The sequence below is a fragment of the Mesorhizobium sp. L2C084A000 genome (assembly GCF_000502875.1).
In the GTDB taxonomy this organism is placed as follows: Bacteria; Pseudomonadota; Alphaproteobacteria; order Rhizobiales; family Rhizobiaceae; genus Mesorhizobium.
Window position 1 is genome coordinate 315,384 of the sequence record NZ_AYWX01000006.1, and the last position, 16,578, is coordinate 331,961.

Consider the following 16,578-nt stretch of genomic DNA (forward strand, 5'->3'; position numbering starts at 1 on the left):
ACCGGCGCCGCGATCCTTCACACCCCCCTCTGGCCTGCCGGCCATCTCCCCCGCAAGGGGGGAGATCAGATGTCACCGCCGCTTTCGCTAATCACCAACCGCGCAAGGAGAGTGCTGGCATCGAAGCTGTCAATCTCCCCCCTTGCGGGGGAGATGTCCGGCAGGACAGAGGGGGGTGTGCCGAAGTGCCAAGCCCATCCAGTAGTGTCACCATGAACCGCTTCGCCGAGCTTCTCGACCGCCTGGTGCTGACGCCGTCGCGCAATGGCAAGCTGACCTTGCTGACCGACTATTTCCGAGCCGTGGAGGATCCCGATCGCGGGCTGGCGCTGGCTGCCATCACCGGCGATCTCCACATTGCCGCGGTCAAGCCGGCGATGCTGCGCATGCTGGTCACCGAGCGCATGGATCCGGTGCTGTTCGGCTATTCCTACGACTATGTCGGCGATCTCGCCGAAACGGTGTCGCTGGTCTGGCCGCAAACGCCCGGAAACCTTCCGAACCGCGAGCCGACGCTTGGCGAGGTCGTGGCCAGACTGCAGGCGGCGAGCCGCTCCGACGGGCCGAAGGTACTGGCCGGGCTGCTCGACAGCGCCGGCACCTCGGCGCGCTTTGCCATCATCAAATTGGTCACCGGCGGGCTGCGCATCGGCGTATCGGCGCGGCTGGCCAAACAGGCGCTGGCCGATTTCGGCAAGGTCGAAGTGGCCGAGATCGAGGAGCTCTGGCACGGGCTGTCACCGCCTTACACAGCGCTGTTCGCGTGGCTGGAGGGCAAGGCCGAAAAGCCCAGGAACACGGCGTTGGCATTGTTTCGCCCGGTAATGCTGTCGAACCCGCTCAGTGAAGGCGATCTCGAAAAGCTCGATCCGGCGGATTATGCCGCAGAATGGAAATGGGACGGCATCCGTGTCCAGGCGGTGGCCGAGGGCGGCATCCGCCGGCTCTATTCGCGCACCGGCGATGACGTTTCGGGTGCCTTTCCGGACCTCGCCGATGCCATGCATTTTTCCGCAACGCTGGACGGCGAACTGCTTGTCGGCGATCCCCGGCAGGCGACGGGAACGTTCTCGGATCTGCAGCAGCGGCTGAACCGCAAGACGGTGACACCGAAGATGCAGCAGCAATACCCGGCCTTCATGCGCTGCTACGATCTGCTCCAGGTCGGCGGCGAGGATCTGCGCGCGCTGTCGTTTCGCGAGCGGCGCGGCCGGCTGGAAGCGTTTGTCGGAACGCTCGACCCGAGCCGTTTCGATATTTCGCCATTCGTCGACTTCACGGATTGGCAAACGCTGGAGGAACTGCGCCGGGTGCCGCCGCATCCGATCATCGAAGGCGTCATGCTGAAGCGCTGGGACTCAGCCTATGTCGCCGGCCGGCCGAAAGGTCCATGGTTCAAATGGAAACGCGATCCGCACACGGTGGACGCCGTGCTGATGTATGCCCAGCGCGGCCACGGCAAACGCTCGAGCTTCTATTCCGACTATACGTTCGGTGTCTGGACAGGTGCCGAAGGCGAGGAGGAACTGGTGCCGGTCGGCAAGGCCTATTTCGGCTTCACCGATGCGGAGCTGAAGCAGATCGACAAATATGTCCGCGACAACACGATCGAGCGTTTCGGGCCGGTGCGTTCGGTGCGGGCCGACCGCGACAACGGCCTGGTGCTGGAAGTCGCCTTCGAAGGGCTGAACCGCTCGACCCGGCACAAATCCGGCGTCGCCATGCGCTTTCCCCGCATTTCGCGGCTGCGCTGGGACAAGCCGGCCAACGAGGCCGACCGCATCGAGACGCTGCAGGCGCTGCTCGACCGCTAGCCGTTCAGCGCTCTTACGGCTCGATCGAAACGCGGATTTCGTAGATGTCCGCGGCCTTACCCTGCTTGTCGAAGTCGGAATTGATGGCAATGGTGCCGGCCGAGCCCGGATGCTTGTCCGGAAACTGCACATCGAACAGATATTCGTTCTGCTGCTGGCCGACCGCATAGCGCTTGCGGCCGCAGTCGCCGAGTTCGCCGAAATTGCAGTCGACCGAAATCTGCGTCTCCTTGCCTTCTTCGGAGCGGGCAATGATGTCGAACACGGCATGTTTGCCGGCGAGCTTCTCCAGCACGCCTTGTCCGACGTCGAAACTGATCGCCGAACCGGACGCGCCGGAACGGATGCGCAGGAACGAACCGGTATCGTCCTTCATCACCTCGGCCCTGGCGTCAGACGGCGCGCTGACATGGGATGCATCGGCCGGCGAAAACACATTGATCCAGTCGCGCGCCTGGTCCGCGGCGCCGGGTTTTGCCGGACCGCCGTCGGCCGGTGTGAAATCGTCGTCCTCGACGGTCGGCGGCGCCTGCGGCGGGGCGGTGTCGAGTTGCGCGGATGTCTTGAACACGCCGGTCTGCACGGCGAAGAACAGGCCGATGCCAACCGCGGCGAGCAGTGTCACGGTCAGGAAGATGGCGGTCAGCGGCAGGCGACGCCCCCTTATGCGCCGTTCATCGCGGTCAGGCGCCACTTCCGTGGTCGCGCCGGCCGAGGCCGGAACCGACATGTCGATGGCCGGAGCACCGGGAAGCGTGGCGTCCGGCATGATGTCGGGAACGACGGGCAGAACGCGCGAGCGCGGCGCATCGGCAGCGGATTGCACGGGTCCGTCGACGACGACATCGGGGGACGATGCCTGTCGGCCGGTTTCGACCGCGGGCGCCGAGTCCGCTCCGAGTTCGACCGCCGGTGCATCGCCCTGCTGGCCGACATCCGGCACCGCCGGCAGGAACTCGGATTCGATTTCGGTGATTTTCGCCTGGATTGCCTTACGGCGCTTGATGGCGACCTCGACGGTCACACCGGGATTGGCCTGGAGCGCGCGATCGAGCGCGGCAAAAGCCGAGCGATAGACCCTCTCGCGGAACGCGCGGTCCTCGGCATTGCCTTTCTCCAAGGCGTTCCGGATCGCTTTTTCGATCGCGTCCAAGCAGGTCCCTCTGTCTTTGCCAACCTTGCCGTGATCGTTAGCCGCAGGCGACCAATCAATCAACGGGCGAGCGGCGTATTCTGCCTCGCAGAGGTGTGCAAAGTCCATTCCGGCGCTGTTCCGGCAACAAAATCAGCATGTTTCGCCGATTTCGCGCACAGGGAGCGCACGCACCGTGCGCCGCATTCCCTTGGCGATTGACTGGCGGACAAAGCGGCGGCCGGCTTTCGAGGGTGCCATGACGCCGACGCAGGAATTGCCAAGTCGCATCTTGAATTCGCGCCCGGTTGCGTCTATCACCGCCGCATCTTGGAGGCCTTGGCTTCCTGGGCCGCTTTAGCTCAGTTGGTAGAGCACCGCATTCGTAATGCGGGGGTCAGGTGTTCGAGTCACCTAAGCGGCACCATTCCTCCTCCGTTTTGTAGTCTGCCCCTTCGCAGCTGGTGCAAAGGATTGCGACGCCGGCCTGGCAGATCTGCCATTGTCGAGACCCCGGTTTGGTGTGAAACTCATGGCCTCAGCATGGGAGGTCAAAAAATGCCCAACAATTTCAAGACCGGAGACGTCGTCAGGCTGAAATCCGGAGGCCCCAGGATGACGATCAGCGATGGCGCAGCCTCGGGCATGTATCTGTGCCACTGGTTCAATCGCGAGGGCGAGGTGTGGACCCCGCAACATGCCGGGTTCAAGCCCGAACAACTGATTGCGGCCGACCAGTCGGACTAGAATTTCTTCCATCCCGATCAGGTCGGGATGGGCACCCTCTGTTGTCCGGGCATGAACGGATCAGCACGCGCGACCGACGGATTTTCCGGGTCGCGGCGTTTAACGGTTGAAGCGCGATTGCGGCACAAGCCGTCTGCGTCGCGCCAACCTGGAGACGCACAACATGATCAGTCGTTCGATATCAGTCGTTGCCTTGAGTTTGCAGACCGTTGCGGCTTTCGCCCAGGCAGCGACGCCGCCTGCACCGCCAACGGCCGCGCCACTTGCCGCGCCAGGCGCTTCGGGGACCAGGTCCGACATCACGCTGGCCAAATTCCAGAAGCGGCGCGAGAAGGCGATCATGGCGGCCGATACCGACGGCGACGGCAAGATCAGCCTGCTGGAGTGGGAGGCCTTTCAGACGAAGCGCAACGCCAAAGGCGACGCCGCCAAATCCTTCGCGCGGATCGATTCCAACCATGACGGCTTCATCGATCGCGCCGAACTCGATGCATTCTTCGCCAGGCGCTTCGCCCGGCTGGACAAGAATGCCGACGGCATTTTAACGGCCGACGAACTGCCGGGCCACAAAACCGCTCCCAAGCAGGAACAATGACCAAGAGGCAATGACGCGCGATGAACATCGGGAGTGCGCAGACTGATGGCTGCGGATCCGGACGAGGAGCTGGTTCGCCGTGTTGGCGCCGGCGAGCCCGCAGCCGTGCAAACGCTCGTCGCGCGCAAGCTGCCACGTATACTGGCGCTTGCCGTGCGCATGCTCGGCGATGCGGCGGAGGCCGAGGATGTCGCGCAGGAAACCTTCGTGCGGATCTGGCGCCATGCCGCGAGCTGGCGGCGCGGCAATGCGCGCTTCGACAGCTGGATCCACCGGGTGACGCTCAACCTTTGCTACGACCGGCTGCGTCGCAGGCGCGAGTGGGTGACCGGCGACCTGCCGGACGTGGTCGACCCTGCGGCACTTCCCGACGCCCCTCGCCAAGAGGACGCGCTTCGGGTCGAACGGGCACTGCAAGCCATAGCGCCGCGTCAGCGCGAAGCGATCGTTCTGGTCTATTATCAGGAGATGTCCAATATCGAGGCGGCAGCGACCTTGCAGATCAGCGTCGATGCCCTGGAGAGCCTGCTTGCGCGCGGCCGGCGGTCGCTGCAGGCGATCCTGACGGGGGATGGCGCCGATGAGTAAGCACCGGGCAAGCACCAACGCACTACGGCCATTGCGCCTTGCTGGTGCCGCCTGGCGCTCGGCGCCTACGGGCAAGGAGGAGACACATGGCTGAAGGGTCCAGAAACGAAATGGATGCCAGGCGCTTTGCCGCCTTGGCCCAGGCCTATGGCGGCGACTTGCGGCGATGGCCCGAGGCTGAGCGAATGGCCGGCACGGCCTTTGCCGCGAGCGGCGCGGGCAAGGCCATCTTGAGGCAGGCCGGGACACTTGACGCGCTGCTCGACAGCTACCGCGTCGACGCCCCGGACAAGGTACTGCATAGCAGCATTCTGCAGGCTGCCGGCCGGCACCTCGGCCAGCGCCGGCGTCAGTGGTTCTGGTGGCTGGGACTTGGACTTGCCGGCATTGGTCTGGCCGGTGCCGTGGCAGGACTGGCCCTGGTGACCATCGTCACGCCGGAGGTCCAGCCGGACCATTATGTGCTGGATGCCAATGTGACGGCGTTTGGCGATGCCGGCCCGGATGCCGAGAACGGTGAGGAAAACCTATGAGCCCGCGCTGGATCCGTGGTCTGGTCATTGCTTCCGTGGTGCTGAACGTCTTTCTTGCAGGCGCATTTGCCGGCGGTGCGGTCTGGCTGAGAAATGCCAAAGCGGGCGCGGGTGTCTCGCTGGAATCGGCTGGCCGACAGCTTCCCAACCAGGACCGCAAGGCGTTCCGCCTGGCGCTGCGCCAGGTTCGCGTGGAGTCCCGGCAGATCATTCTAGATGGCCAGCAGGCGAGGCAGGAGGCAGCGGACCTGTTGCAGCAGCCTGTCATGGACAAGGCCGCCTTGTCCGCCGCGCTGGAGCGGGCACGCAATGCCGATGTGACGGTGCGCAGCCGGCTTGAACAGGCCATTGTCGACTTCGCGGCGAACACGTCACACGAAAACCGGAGCGTGCTGGCACAGGCATTGCTGCGCCATATGGAACGCCGCGCCGCCGTTGCGCCGAAAAAATCGCCATGACGACCGACGGAAAAGGCCGGAGACGCCGTTTAACGATGCGAAGGGACGAGCCTGCCCGATCGCACCATGCAGGGCGGCCATCTTCAAACTCGAAAGCACTCGGAGTCCAATTATGAGTCGCCTGAAAAACTACGCAGCAGCCGCTATGCTGGCCCTCAGCGGAACGGTCGTGACAGCCACCGCGTCCAGCGCAATGCCCATCGTGTCCGTTGCCCAGCCGGCCGCCCAGGCATCGGTCGAGCATGTCCGCTGGGGCTGCGGCATCGGCTGGCATCCGAACAGATGGGGACGTTGCGTGCCGAGCGGCGTCGTCATCGTGCGCCCGCGCTACCACTACTGGCACGCTCCGGTCCACGTCTGGCATCCGCACCATCGCTGGCATCGCTGGCACCACTACTGATCGAAGCACGGTAGGGCCAGGCGCTTGTGAAACCTGATCCCGCCGTTGCGGACAGCGCGATCCCCGGAATTAAGGTTAAATTCACTATACATTTGTTCTCAGCCCACGAATAATCGAAGAGTTTCCCGAAACTATGCTCAGGCATATTCATGGGAAAATCTGTGGCTCAGCTTCAAATCCTTGGGCGGGTGCTCTGTCATCCGCTGACGCTGGTCGTGGTCAGCCTAGCCGGTGTCTTCGCCGCCGGACGGGCCGAGCACGAATGGCTGTCGGTGCCGTTCTCGCTGGCGCTGGTGGCTGCCCTTGCCGGACTTCTCTTCCTGGCTTCGGGGCGCCTTGTCTTTTCCGTCTATCTCGCCTGGATGGGCATCGCTTTCATCACAGTGGTGTCAGCGATCAAATTCAGGATGAAGGGGTTTTCGCTGCACTTCTACGACACGGTCTTCGTGTCGAAGGATCCGGAAGTGTACCGCTTCCTGCTCGGCTCCTACCTCCATCTGATCGCGCCGGTCGTTGTTGCCCTGGTGCTCGGCATTACGGCGGCGGTGCTTCTGTTCCGGATCGATCGAAAAATCGGCTGGCCGGTATCGGCACGCGTCCTGGTCATGGCGGCGCTCGTCGTTCTGGTGCCGCTGACCTTTCCGGCCGAGGCCTCGAAGGACCGTTATTTCTACTACATGCAGGGCCGGCACATGTCGGCCTTCTTCGTTTCGCTGCTGGATTTGCACAACCTCGTTGTTGAATCGGGCTTCGAAAAGCGGCTGCAAGCCGTCGCGCCACAGCCGCCTTTTGCCGACACGGTCGATTGCGGCGACCGGGCTGATCTTCCCGACGTCTTTTTCGTGCTCAGCGAAAGCCAATCCGATCCCGGCTATTTTCCGCAGGTCGGCAATGGCGCGGGATTCCTGCAGAGATTCGCACCCAAAGCCGGCACGCCGCATCCGATGCAGGTCGAGACATTTGGCGGCGGCACCTGGATCACCAATCTGTCGCTGATGACCGGCCTGTCGGCCACCGATTTCGGCTGGCGAAGCCCCTATCTGACCATCACCCTGCAGGACAAGGTCGCCGGAGCCTTGCCAGAGGTGCTGGCGCGCTGCGGCTATCGAACTGTCGTGATGACGCCGATGGACTTTTCATTCGTCAATGAAGGGCCGTTCCTGCAATCGATCGGTTTCGAGACCGTGCTCGACATCAAGGACATTGCCGCGCCCTTCTATCATCTGCGCGACAACTTCTACTATCGCGCAGCCGAGGCGTTCATCGCCCGGCACCGCAAGGAAGACGGCCGGCCGCTGTTCCTCGAAATCCAGACCATGTTTCCGCATTCACCCTATGAGGGGCGGATGGAGCCCGAGCTGAAGGTCGAGGGCGAGCCTTTCTCGGGCGATTTCCAGGCCAATGAGTATCTGCGCCGGATGGCGGTAGCGCGCGGCGATTTCCAGCATTTCCTCGACAAGAGGGAAGCGGATGCCGGTGAACGCGGCGCCGTGGTGCTCGAGTTCGGCGATCACCAGTCGTCGGCGACCAAGCCGTTCGTCGACGCGATCGCCGGGGACGACGCCTTGGCGACCCCTGGCTCGCTTGCCTACCGCACCTTCTACACGCTCACCACCTTCAACCATCCTTTGCGCCATCCGATGCCTGACCTGGCGCCGCTCGACGTCGGCTTCCTCAGCGCAAGCCTGCTCGACGCCGCCGGCCTGCCGATGTCGCCTGTCATGGCCGATCTCGTGCGCCTGCGGGACCATTGCGGCGGCAGGTTCCATGGTTGTCAGGATCGGGCCGAAGTGGATGCGCATTTGCGACGGCGCGTCGATTCAGGCCTGTTGCATCTGTTCCCGGAGGCGGTGCCGTTGCGTGGGCTGGTGCCGGTCCAATCTGTGGACGCCCGCTAGATCGTATCCGGCCCCAGCGTCGCCACGGTCTTCAGCGCGCCGTCGAGCATGTCGCCCTTCTCGTCCTTCAGTGCCATCTCGCGCAGGCGGCGGATCCAGTCGGCGGCGTCCGCTCGGCCCTTGACCAGATCGAGCGCCGACAGCACCCGGTCGAATTTCGATTGGGCACGAACATGGGTGTCGCTGTAGCCCTTGATCAACCGGCGGCAGTTGAGGATTTCGACAGCCAGCGCATAATCCTGGGGCACATGGTCGAGCGCCAGCGTGTACCAGCGATCGAGATGCGCGATCTCGACCTTGTGACGCAGCAGGCTGCGGCGCCACCGGCGCAGGCCGCCGATGAACCAGAGCGCTGCAAAGCCGGCGAAACTGTCGGTGCGGATGCGGCGGCCGTGGTTGATGCGACGATCGAGAAAGGCGGCGAGCTTCGGCAGGCTTTCGATGTAGCTGCCCAGACCCGCCGGCAACGTGCCGCAGAATTCCTCGATGCGCGGATGGAAATACTCGGTCACCTGCAGGATCGAGCCGTCCTTGACGCCGACCTCACGGCGCACGCGTTTGTCGCGCGTCGAGCGCGTCTTGAGATCGGCGACGCGGATCATGTCGTCGTAGCATAGCGCGTTGGCCAGATGCTTGGCGGCAGCGATCGACAGGCCATAGCCGCGATCCGGCCCGTCCAACGCGACGGCCTCGTCCAGCCAGTCGAGATACTCGCGCCCGTAAGCGATGTCCTGATAGTCGACGACCTTTCTCAAGCCCCGAAGTGCCATGTCGCGTACGGCCACCGGCAACAGGTCGATGCGGGCAGCCAAGGTCTGCCAGCCCTGCAGCAGGTTTTGCGGGCCACTCACCTGTCCTGTGCCCAGGGCAGATTCGACTATCGCGGGCTCGGCCGGCTTCGGCGCCGGTGCTGCCGTGCCGCGCGCGCGGTCAAACGCAGCGCCGAAGGCAGCGAGGCTGGCCTTGACGCCCCGGCCGCCGGCACCGATCGCCTGTTCGTAGCTCTCGCGGGTGAAGGGCAGCGCATCGGACCCCGCCAGCGCGCCAAGCAGGCTGGCCGAGATCATCGAACCATTGTCGGCGGCGATCTTTTCCATGTCGAAAGCGATGAAGCGCTTCGATGCTGCTTCCGCCGTCGCATGAACCTTGGAGGACGAGGCCCGGCCATCGCCCGGCTCGATCTTTTCCGACACGGCGGCGATGCGGTGCGAGGAGGCGATCAGCGTCGTCCGCTCGGGCGTGACGAAGCCGCGAATGATGGCACGGCCGGCTTCCATCAATTCGGCGGCGATCAGGATGTCGACGTCGCCCTGCGACGGCGACAGCGCGAAGACCGGCAGCCGGCCGGTGTCGCGGGCCATCTCCACATAGTAAATGGTGGCGCCAGTACGCTGGGCGACGCCGGCGACCGAGGTCGATTGCGCAACAAAGCCGTTGCGCTCGGCGACATCGGTGATCCAGTCGGCGAGCACGCCACCGCCCTGGCCGCCGACCGCCAGCACGGCGAGCTTGATGACACGCTCGCTATCCTGAGCGCCGGCGCGGGCGCGAAGTGGGGGGACGGCGTCAAGCATCGGCGAAGGTCAGGCGCCGGCTTTCGCGGCGGCGCTGCAACAGGCTGATGGTGGCACGGCGCGCGGCTTCCAGGAAGCGATCCCAGCGGCTCGGATTGTGCACGACGTCGGCGCGATAGAAGGACGGGCACAGCACCGCCGCATCGGCGACCTCGCCGCAATTGCCGCAGCCGACGCAGCTCTGGTCGATATGCGCCACCGGATCGTCGCGCAACGGGTCGTCGAGCGACTTCACCGACAGCGACGGGCAGCCGGACAGACGCATGCAGGCATGGTCGCCGGTGCAGATATCCTCGTCGACACCGAACTTCGGTTTCACGACACGGGTCCCGCCCTTGATCGCCTTGTCGACCAGCGGCTTTTCGCGGCGCTGCCGGTTGAGCATGCATTCGGACGAGGCGACAATGACCTTCGGCCCTTTCTCTTCCGTCGTCAGCGCCTCACGCAGCGTGTCCTGCATCCTGGTCACATCATAGGTACGGTCGACATGGCGCAACCATTTGACGCCCATGCCTTTCACCGCCTCGGTGATCGGGTGCTTCGTCGACTTGGTCTTGTTGCCCGCGCGCGATGACAGGATGTCCTGCCCGCCGGTCGCAGCCGAATAGAAATTGTCGACGATGACGATGACGCCGTCGTTCTTGTTGAACACCGCATTGCCGATCGAGGAGGTCAGGCCGTTGTGCCAGAAGCCGCCATCGCCGACGAAGGAGATCGAGCGGCGCTTGGCATCCGGCGAATTGAACGCCGAGGCCGAGGCGGGCCCCAGCCCGTAGCCCATGGTGGTGGCGCCGAGTTCGAAGGGCGGCATGATCGAGAAGAGGTGGCAACCGATGTCGGAGGCGATGTGATGTTTGCCGAGTTCCTGCTCGACCAGTTTTGTCGCGGCAAAGATCGGCCGTTCCGGGCAGCCGATGCAGAAACCGGGCGGTCGTCCTGGAACGACGTTGATCAGGTCGGCTGCGTCGACGCCATCGCCGACCTTGTTGGGCGCCCGCACTTCGCCGGGCAGCAGATGCGGCGCCTCGGCGCGCAGGAAGGCGCCGATGCCGTCGAGCATGACCTGGCCGGTGTATTCGCCGGCCATCGGCAAATGCTCCTTGCCGACCAGCCTGGTGCCGCGACCGGCCTTGTGCAGCATCGAAGCGAAGGCCTGTTCAATGTAGTTGGGCTGGCCTTCCTCGACGACCAGCACCGACTGCTTGCCCTCGCAGAAGGACAGGAACTCGTCATCAATCAAGGGATAGACGGCGTTGAGCACATAGAGCGGCACGTCGGTGTCGCCATAAGTGTCGGCAAGGCCTAGCCGCTGCAGCGCGCGGATGACCGAATTGTACATGCCGCCCTGCATGACGATGCCGACCGAGCCATGATCCGACCCGAAGAATTCGTTGATCTTGTTCTTGCGGATGAAATCGACCGCCGCCGGCCAGCGCTTCTGCACCTTCTCCTTCTCATGCAGGAAGGAAGCGGGCGGCAAAACGATGCGGCCGGTGTCGCGGCGCGGCGCGTCAAGCGCATCGGCGACCGTCATCGGCGGCCGCTTATTGTCCTTGGCGATGAAATGGCCGTGGACGTGGCAGCAGCGGATGCGAACCTGCAGCATGACCGGCGTGTTGGAAATCTCCGACAGTTCGAAACCGTCCTCCACCGCCTTGACAATCGACGGCAGGTTGGGGCGCGGGTCGAGCAGCCAGACCTGGCTTTTCATGGCGAAGGCATGACTGCGTTCCTGCATGATCGAGGAGCCTTCGCCATAGTCCTCGCCGACAATGATCAGCGCGCCGCCGGTGACGCCGCCGGAGGCGAGGTTGGCCAGCGCATCGGAGGCGACATTGGTGCCGACCGTCGACTTGAAGGTCGCCGCACCGCGGATCGGGTAATGCACCGAGGCGGCCAGCATGGCGGTGGCGGTGGCTTCGGAAGCGCTGGCTTCGAAGTGCACGCCGAGTTCGCCCAGAATGTCCTGTGCGTCGGCCAGCACGTCCATCAGATGGCTGATCGGCGCGCCCTGGTAGCCGCCGACATAGCCGACGCCGCATTGCAGCAGCGCTTTAGTGATGGCGAGGATGCCTTCGCCGGCAAATTCCTCGCCGGCACCCAGCCGAAGCTTTTCGACTTCCTTGGCAAAAGAGCGTTCGGCCATTTTTTTCTCCTTCCGGTACCGCCCGGGGTTTGGCGGCGCGTAGGTCTAGATGTCGTGCTTGCGAATGTTCTTCAGCATCTTCAAAAGCGTGGCGATAAGTGCGGAATATTCGGCGTCGTCGATATCGTCGAACATCGCCTCGAACGCGTCATGCATGGCCGGCCAGGCGCGCGCGAACTCGGCGCGGCCGTCGTCGGTCAGGAACACGTGGCGGATGCGGCTGTCGGTGACGCCCTGTTCGCGTCGTACCAGGCCCTGGCCCTCCAGCGAGTCGAGCGTCCGGCTCAAGGTCGACTGCTCGATGACCGTATAGACCGAGAGGTCGTTGACGGTGATGCCGTCGGTGACCGACAGCACGGCCAGCGTGCGCACCTGCGGAATGGTCAGGCCCTGCTTGCGGAAATCGTCGCGCAAGGTGGCGTTATAGCGGCCCATGATGCGGTTCATCAGATAGGGCGCGAATTGCTGCAGGCCGATCTGCCCCAGGGTCGAAATGCGCTGGCGCTTCTCAGTGACCTTCTCTTCCATCACAGCCTCCCCGCAAGGAGAAAGCCGGAGCCGCCGCCAAGGCCGGCACCCGGATGGGTCGAGGCGCCGATATGGTAGAGGCCCTTGATGCCGGTCTGATGGTTGCGGCTGCTCTTGAACGGCCGCCACAGGAACGACTGGTCGATGGTCGAGGAACCGCCATAGGGGTCGCCGCCGACGAGATTGATGTTCATCGCCTCGAGATCGGCCGGCGAATAGGCACGGCGCGCGATCACGCTGGCCTTGAAGCCCTCAATGTGGCCGGCGAGGATGGCCTCGGCGCGATCGGCATAGGCTTCGCGTAGCGCAACGGTCCACTGCCCGTCTGCCGGTGCCTGCAGCATGCCGGCTGCGTCACCCTTGATGTGGCGAGGCGCCTCGGGCAGTTGCAGCCACAGGATCGCCTTGCCTTCGGGGCAGCGCGACGGATCGAGCGCATGCGGCTGGCCGGCACAGATGGTCGGCACCTCCGGCAGCATGCCGCGCGCCGCCTCGTTGCAGGCTTTCGAGACGCCATCCAGTCCCGGCGTCAGATGCAGCAGCGCCACCTTGTCCAGGCCTTCGCCCCGCCATGCGGGCGGCTTGCTCAGAGCATAATGGATCTGGAAATTGCCCTTGCCGTATCGGTATTTCTGCGTCGCCTCGACATCGGCTTGGGGAGCGTCGGCTCCAAGCAGCCTGCCGTAGAGCTGCGTCGGCGTGACTGAGCAGATGACGCTCTTGTTGGCATGGACCGTTTCGCCCGAGGCCAGTCGCACGCCGGTCGCGCGGCCATTGCTTTGAACGATCGAAGCGACATCGGCGCCGGTGCGGATGTCGCCGCCGCGTTCCCGGATCAAAGCCTCGAAGGCCGCCAGCAGGTTTTTTGCCCCGCCCTTGACGATCGGCGCGCCCGCCGCCTCAAGCGCGAAGGCGATAACCCTAGCGATCTGGCCGGAGAATGCATCTTCAGGGCCTAATCCAGCATGCAGCACCCAGGGCGCCCACAGCGCGCGGATGGTTTCGGACCGGTAGGTGTTTTCCAGCCAGCCGCGCGCCGGCACCAGTGCCTCGCCGAGAAAGGCGGCAAGACCGCGCGGGCCGCGCCGCCAGCCATCGCCGGCCAGCAGCTTGGCGGTCGGATAGGACCACAGGCTGCCGCCGAGCAAGCCGAACAGCAGGCCGGCATTGCGCTCGATGCCGCCGACATCATCCGCGTGCCGGTCACCGTCGCCTGCCGCGATCGCATTGAGGGCCGCGACGTTGGCAGCGCGGTCGGTGCGCAGCACGGCGTGGCTGCCGTCCGGCCGCAGCACGCCGGTCGGCGTGCCCGTGTGGCAGAACTCCAGCCCGTGCCGTGCAAGGTCGGCGCCCAGCGCCGCAAAGGCCGGCGAGGTGATGAACAGCACGAAGGTCGTCGCCATCACATCATGGATGAAGCCGGGCGCGGTGATCTCCTCGGTGCGCATGCAACCGCCAATGCGGTCGTTGCGCTCCAGGATGAGCACACGCGCCCCTTTGCCGCCGAGCATCGCCGCGCAGACCAGCGCGTTGATGCCGCTGCCGACGATGATGTGATCCGGCTGGGTCACGGCAAACGCTTTCGCTTAGCCCTTCGACACCAGCGCCAGCGCGCGGATCGGGCTGCCGGTGCCGTGCTCGATCTTGAGCGGCGCCGCGATCAGGATGGCGCCCTTTGGCGGCAGCTGGTCGAGGTTGCAAAGGCTGGCGAGGCCATAGCGGTTGGCTTTGTGCATCAGCGTGTGCGCCGGGAATGGCGGCTCCATGCCACCGGCCTTGCCGGCATCGGTGCCGATCGTCTCCGAGCCCCAGCCCTTGATGTCCTTGCTGATCAGGAACTGGATGGCTTCGGCCGTCGGGCCGGGCGTGTGCGGGCCGGTCTCGTTGGCGTTGAGGAACTCGGCTTCCGAGCCGTTGCGCTTGTACCAGTCGGTGCGCATCACCACCCATTCGCCGGCATTGATCGCGCCATGCTTGGCTTCCCAGGCCTTGATGTGGTCGACGGTGAGCAGGAAATCAGGGTCGCCGGCGGCTTCCTTCGAACAGTCGATGACATTGACCGGGCCGACGAAGTTCTGCGCCGGAATGGTGTCGGTGGCGCCGTCCGGATAATCCTTGCCGGAGATCCAGTGCTGCGGCGCATCGAAATGTGTGCCCGAATGCTCGCCGAGCTTCAGCCAGTTCCAGGCCCACCACGGACCGTTCTTGTCGTAACGGGAGATGTTGTGGATCTCGACCTTCGGCGTGTCGACGGCGAGTTCCGGCGGCAGCTTGATCAACGGCGTGTCCGGCCCGAGCGGCGCCGACAGGTCGACCACCTTGATGGCGCCTGAAAGAAGCTGGCCGGCGACCTCGCCGAGGAGTTTTTGCGTGTCCATGGTCTGAAGTTCCCTCTTTCGTGTGATGATCAAGGCTCGTCTCGGCCCTTAATATCCTACTAGACGAAAACATATGCATCTGCAATTATCTTTAAGCATAAAGGAAATGGGGACGAAGCGTGAGCGAGTTCGACGCCATCTTTGTCGGGGCGGGCCACAACAGTCTGGCATGCGCCGCGCATTTGGCGCTCAAAGGCTGGAAAACCGGGATTTTCGAGCGTAACGCAGCGATCGGCGGCGCCGTCCAGACGCGCGAATTCACCCTTCCCGGCTTCCGCCACGATTTCGGCGCGATGAATCTGAGCCTGTTCGCCGGCTCGGCCTTCCACCGGAAATATGCAAATGAATTGAAAGCGCAGGGGCTGGAGTTCGCGCCCGTTGCCGACTGTTTTGCCAGCGCGTTCCCGGACGGACGCTGGTTCGGCGTCAGCAACGATATGGAAAAGACCACTGCGCGCATGGCCGCCTTCTCCGCCACTGACGCCACGACATGGCGCAGGCTGGTCGCCGCCTTCCCGGCGGAGGCCGAACATCTGTTCCGGCTGCTGGGCTCGCCGATGAGCGCCCGCGCGCTTGCCGGCATCGCGTGGAACCTGTGGCGCAAGAAGGGCATGTCTGGGGCGCTCGATACAGGCCGGCTGCTGTTGTCCTCGCCCCGCGCCTGGCTGGAGGAAAATTTCCAGTCGCTGCATATCAGGGCAACGCTCGCCACCTGGGGCATGCATCTCGACTTCGCGCCCGACATCGCCGGGGGTGCGGTGTTCCCCTATCTGGAATCAATGGCCAACCAGAGCTTTGGCATGGTGCTGGGCAAAGGCGGCGCCGACACCATCATCCGCGCCCTGTCGGGCATGGTGACCTCCGCCGGCGGCAAGATTGTCACCGGCGCCGAAGTGGCCGAGATCACCGTTTCCGCCGGCAAGGCGACCGGCGTCCGGCTCGCTTCGGGCGAGACGCTTACCGCCGCCAAAGCGGTCATTGCCGGCGTCGCGCCCAAGGCGCTGACCGGCAAGCTGCTGCCCAATGGTTCGGGTAACGCCGGCTTCGACACGGCGATGCAAAAGTTCCGCCACGCGCCGGGCACGATGATGATCCATCTGGCGCTCGACGATTTGCCCGAATGGCGCGCCGGAGCCGAGTTGCGGCAGTTCGCCTATGTGCATCTGTCGCCGTCGCTCGACGCCATGTCGCGCACCTATCAGCAGGCGATGGCGGGCATGCTGCCGGACGAGCCGACGCTGGTGGTCGGCCAGCCGACGGCGATCGACCCCTCGCGAGCGCCTCAGGGAAAGCATGTGCTGTGGGTGCAGGTGCGCATGCTGCCCGCCGAAATCACAGGCGATGCCGCCGGCAAGATCGCACCCGCGCATTGGGACGAGGTGAAGGACGCCTACGCCGAGCGTGTCCTCGACATCATCGAGACCTATGCGCCCGGCCTGCGCAACAAGATCCTCGGCCGCGCCGTCTTCTCGCCCATCGATCTCGAGCGCNTCTCGAGCGCGAGAACCCGAACCTCGTCGGTGGCGACCAGGTCTGCGGCAGCCATCATCTGGCGCAGAATTTCTTGTTCCGCCCTGCGCGCGGCTATGCCGGCTGGAACACGCCGGTGGCGCATCTGCACCTCACCGGAGCCGCGACATGGCCGGGCGCCGGCACAGGTGCGGCGTCGGGCTTCATGCTCGCACAACAGCTTGGCGGGAGGTAGGAGCCGGAGATTTCCTTGAGGCGACGAGGGGCAAGGCGCTGCTGCCCAAGAAGCCTGAACCAATGACCTAAGACGCCGCGCG

14 protein-coding genes, 1 tRNA gene and 1 pseudogene are annotated in these 16,578 nt (G+C 64.6%); 10 read left to right on the plus strand and 6 right to left on the minus strand.

Features of this window, described 5'->3' with window-relative positions; all coding sequences use genetic code 11:
• Nucleotides 1–212 precede the first annotated feature (212 nt).
• A complete protein-coding gene (locus X735_RS150345) occupies nt 213–1,814 on the plus strand; it encodes a cisplatin damage response ATP-dependent DNA ligase (protein ID WP_023811452.1) in 1,602 nt (533 codons plus the stop codon).
• Nucleotides 1,815–1,827: 13 nt separating this feature from the next.
• Here the strand turns inward: X735_RS150345 and X735_RS150340 are convergent, their stop codons facing one another.
• The gene (locus tag X735_RS150340) at nt 1,828–2,967 is read right to left on the minus strand and encodes a hypothetical protein (RefSeq protein ID WP_023811453.1); all 1,140 of its coding nucleotides are present in this window, start codon (nt 2,965–2,967) and stop codon (nt 1,828–1,830) included.
• Nucleotides 2,968–3,297: 330 nt separating this feature from the next.
• Here X735_RS150340 and X735_RS150335 point away from each other — a divergent pair.
• From X735_RS150335 to X735_RS150300, 8 genes are all read left to right on the plus strand, one after another.
• A tRNA-Thr gene (locus tag X735_RS150335) sits at nt 3,298–3,373 on the plus strand.
• Between the two features lie 131 nt (nt 3,374–3,504).
• A complete protein-coding gene (locus tag X735_RS150330; protein WP_023811455.1) occupies nt 3,505–3,693 on the plus strand; it encodes a DUF2158 domain-containing protein in 189 nt (62 codons plus the stop codon).
• Nucleotides 3,694–3,856: 163 nt separating this feature from the next.
• On the plus strand, nt 3,857–4,288 hold the full coding sequence (locus tag X735_RS150325) for an acid-shock protein (protein ID WP_023811456.1): 432 nt from the start codon (nt 3,857–3,859) through the stop codon (nt 4,286–4,288).
• A 45-nt stretch (nt 4,289–4,333) separates the two neighbouring features.
• The gene (locus X735_RS150320) at nt 4,334–4,876 is read left to right on the plus strand and encodes an RNA polymerase sigma factor (RefSeq protein ID WP_023811457.1); all 543 of its coding nucleotides are present in this window, start codon (nt 4,334–4,336) and stop codon (nt 4,874–4,876) included.
• 86 nt (nt 4,877–4,962) lie between these two features.
• The gene (locus X735_RS150315) at nt 4,963–5,409 is read left to right on the plus strand and encodes a hypothetical protein (protein ID WP_023811458.1); all 447 of its coding nucleotides are present in this window, start codon (nt 4,963–4,965) and stop codon (nt 5,407–5,409) included.
• Between the two features lie 35 nt (nt 5,410–5,444).
• On the plus strand, nt 5,445–5,867 hold the full coding sequence (locus X735_RS150310) for a periplasmic heavy metal sensor (RefSeq protein ID WP_245273219.1): 423 nt from the start codon (nt 5,445–5,447) through the stop codon (nt 5,865–5,867).
• A gap of 112 nt (nt 5,868–5,979) precedes the next feature.
• A complete protein-coding gene (locus X735_RS150305) occupies nt 5,980–6,267 on the plus strand; it encodes a hypothetical protein (protein ID WP_023811460.1) in 288 nt (95 codons plus the stop codon).
• A 161-nt stretch (nt 6,268–6,428) separates the two neighbouring features.
• Entirely contained in the window at nt 6,429–8,165 is a 1,737-nt protein-coding gene (locus X735_RS150300; RefSeq protein WP_245273220.1) for a sulfatase-like hydrolase/transferase, read from the plus strand.
• On the opposite strand, the gene X735_RS150295 is transcribed toward X735_RS150300, so the two are convergent.
• The 5 genes from X735_RS150295 to X735_RS150275 are packed head-to-tail and all read right to left on the minus strand — an operon-like array spanning nt 8,162 to nt 14,791.
• The gene (locus X735_RS150295) at nt 8,162–9,739 is read right to left on the minus strand and encodes an indolepyruvate oxidoreductase subunit beta family protein (RefSeq protein WP_023811462.1); all 1,578 of its coding nucleotides are present in this window, start codon (nt 9,737–9,739) and stop codon (nt 8,162–8,164) included. The two genes, X735_RS150300 and X735_RS150295, sit on opposite strands and share 4 nt — an antisense overlap.
• Nucleotides 9,732–11,885 carry an indolepyruvate ferredoxin oxidoreductase subunit alpha gene (locus X735_RS150290; RefSeq protein ID WP_023811463.1) on the minus strand — a complete coding sequence of 718 codons (2,154 nt, stop codon included), beginning with the start codon at nt 11,883–11,885 and terminating at the stop codon, nt 9,732–9,734. The genes X735_RS150295 and X735_RS150290 overlap by 8 nt, the downstream gene beginning before the upstream one ends.
• A gap of 45 nt (nt 11,886–11,930) precedes the next feature.
• The gene (locus X735_RS150285) at nt 11,931–12,413 is read right to left on the minus strand and encodes a MarR family transcriptional regulator (RefSeq protein ID WP_023811464.1); all 483 of its coding nucleotides are present in this window, start codon (nt 12,411–12,413) and stop codon (nt 11,931–11,933) included.
• Nucleotides 12,413–13,984, minus strand: a complete 1,572-nt coding sequence (locus X735_RS150280) for an NAD(P)/FAD-dependent oxidoreductase (RefSeq protein ID WP_023811465.1) — start codon at nt 13,982–13,984, stop codon at nt 12,413–12,415. The genes X735_RS150285 and X735_RS150280 overlap by 1 nt, the downstream gene beginning before the upstream one ends.
• Nucleotides 13,985–13,999: 15 nt before the next feature.
• The gene (locus tag X735_RS150275) at nt 14,000–14,791 is read right to left on the minus strand and encodes a cyclase family protein (protein ID WP_023811466.1); all 792 of its coding nucleotides are present in this window, start codon (nt 14,789–14,791) and stop codon (nt 14,000–14,002) included.
• 119 nt (nt 14,792–14,910) lie between these two features.
• On the opposite strand from X735_RS150275, the pseudogene X735_RS01000000165890 reads away from it, so the two are divergent.
• Nucleotides 14,911–16,496: pseudogene (locus X735_RS01000000165890) on the plus strand (NAD(P)/FAD-dependent oxidoreductase).
• Nucleotides 16,497–16,578: the final 82 nt, after the last annotated feature.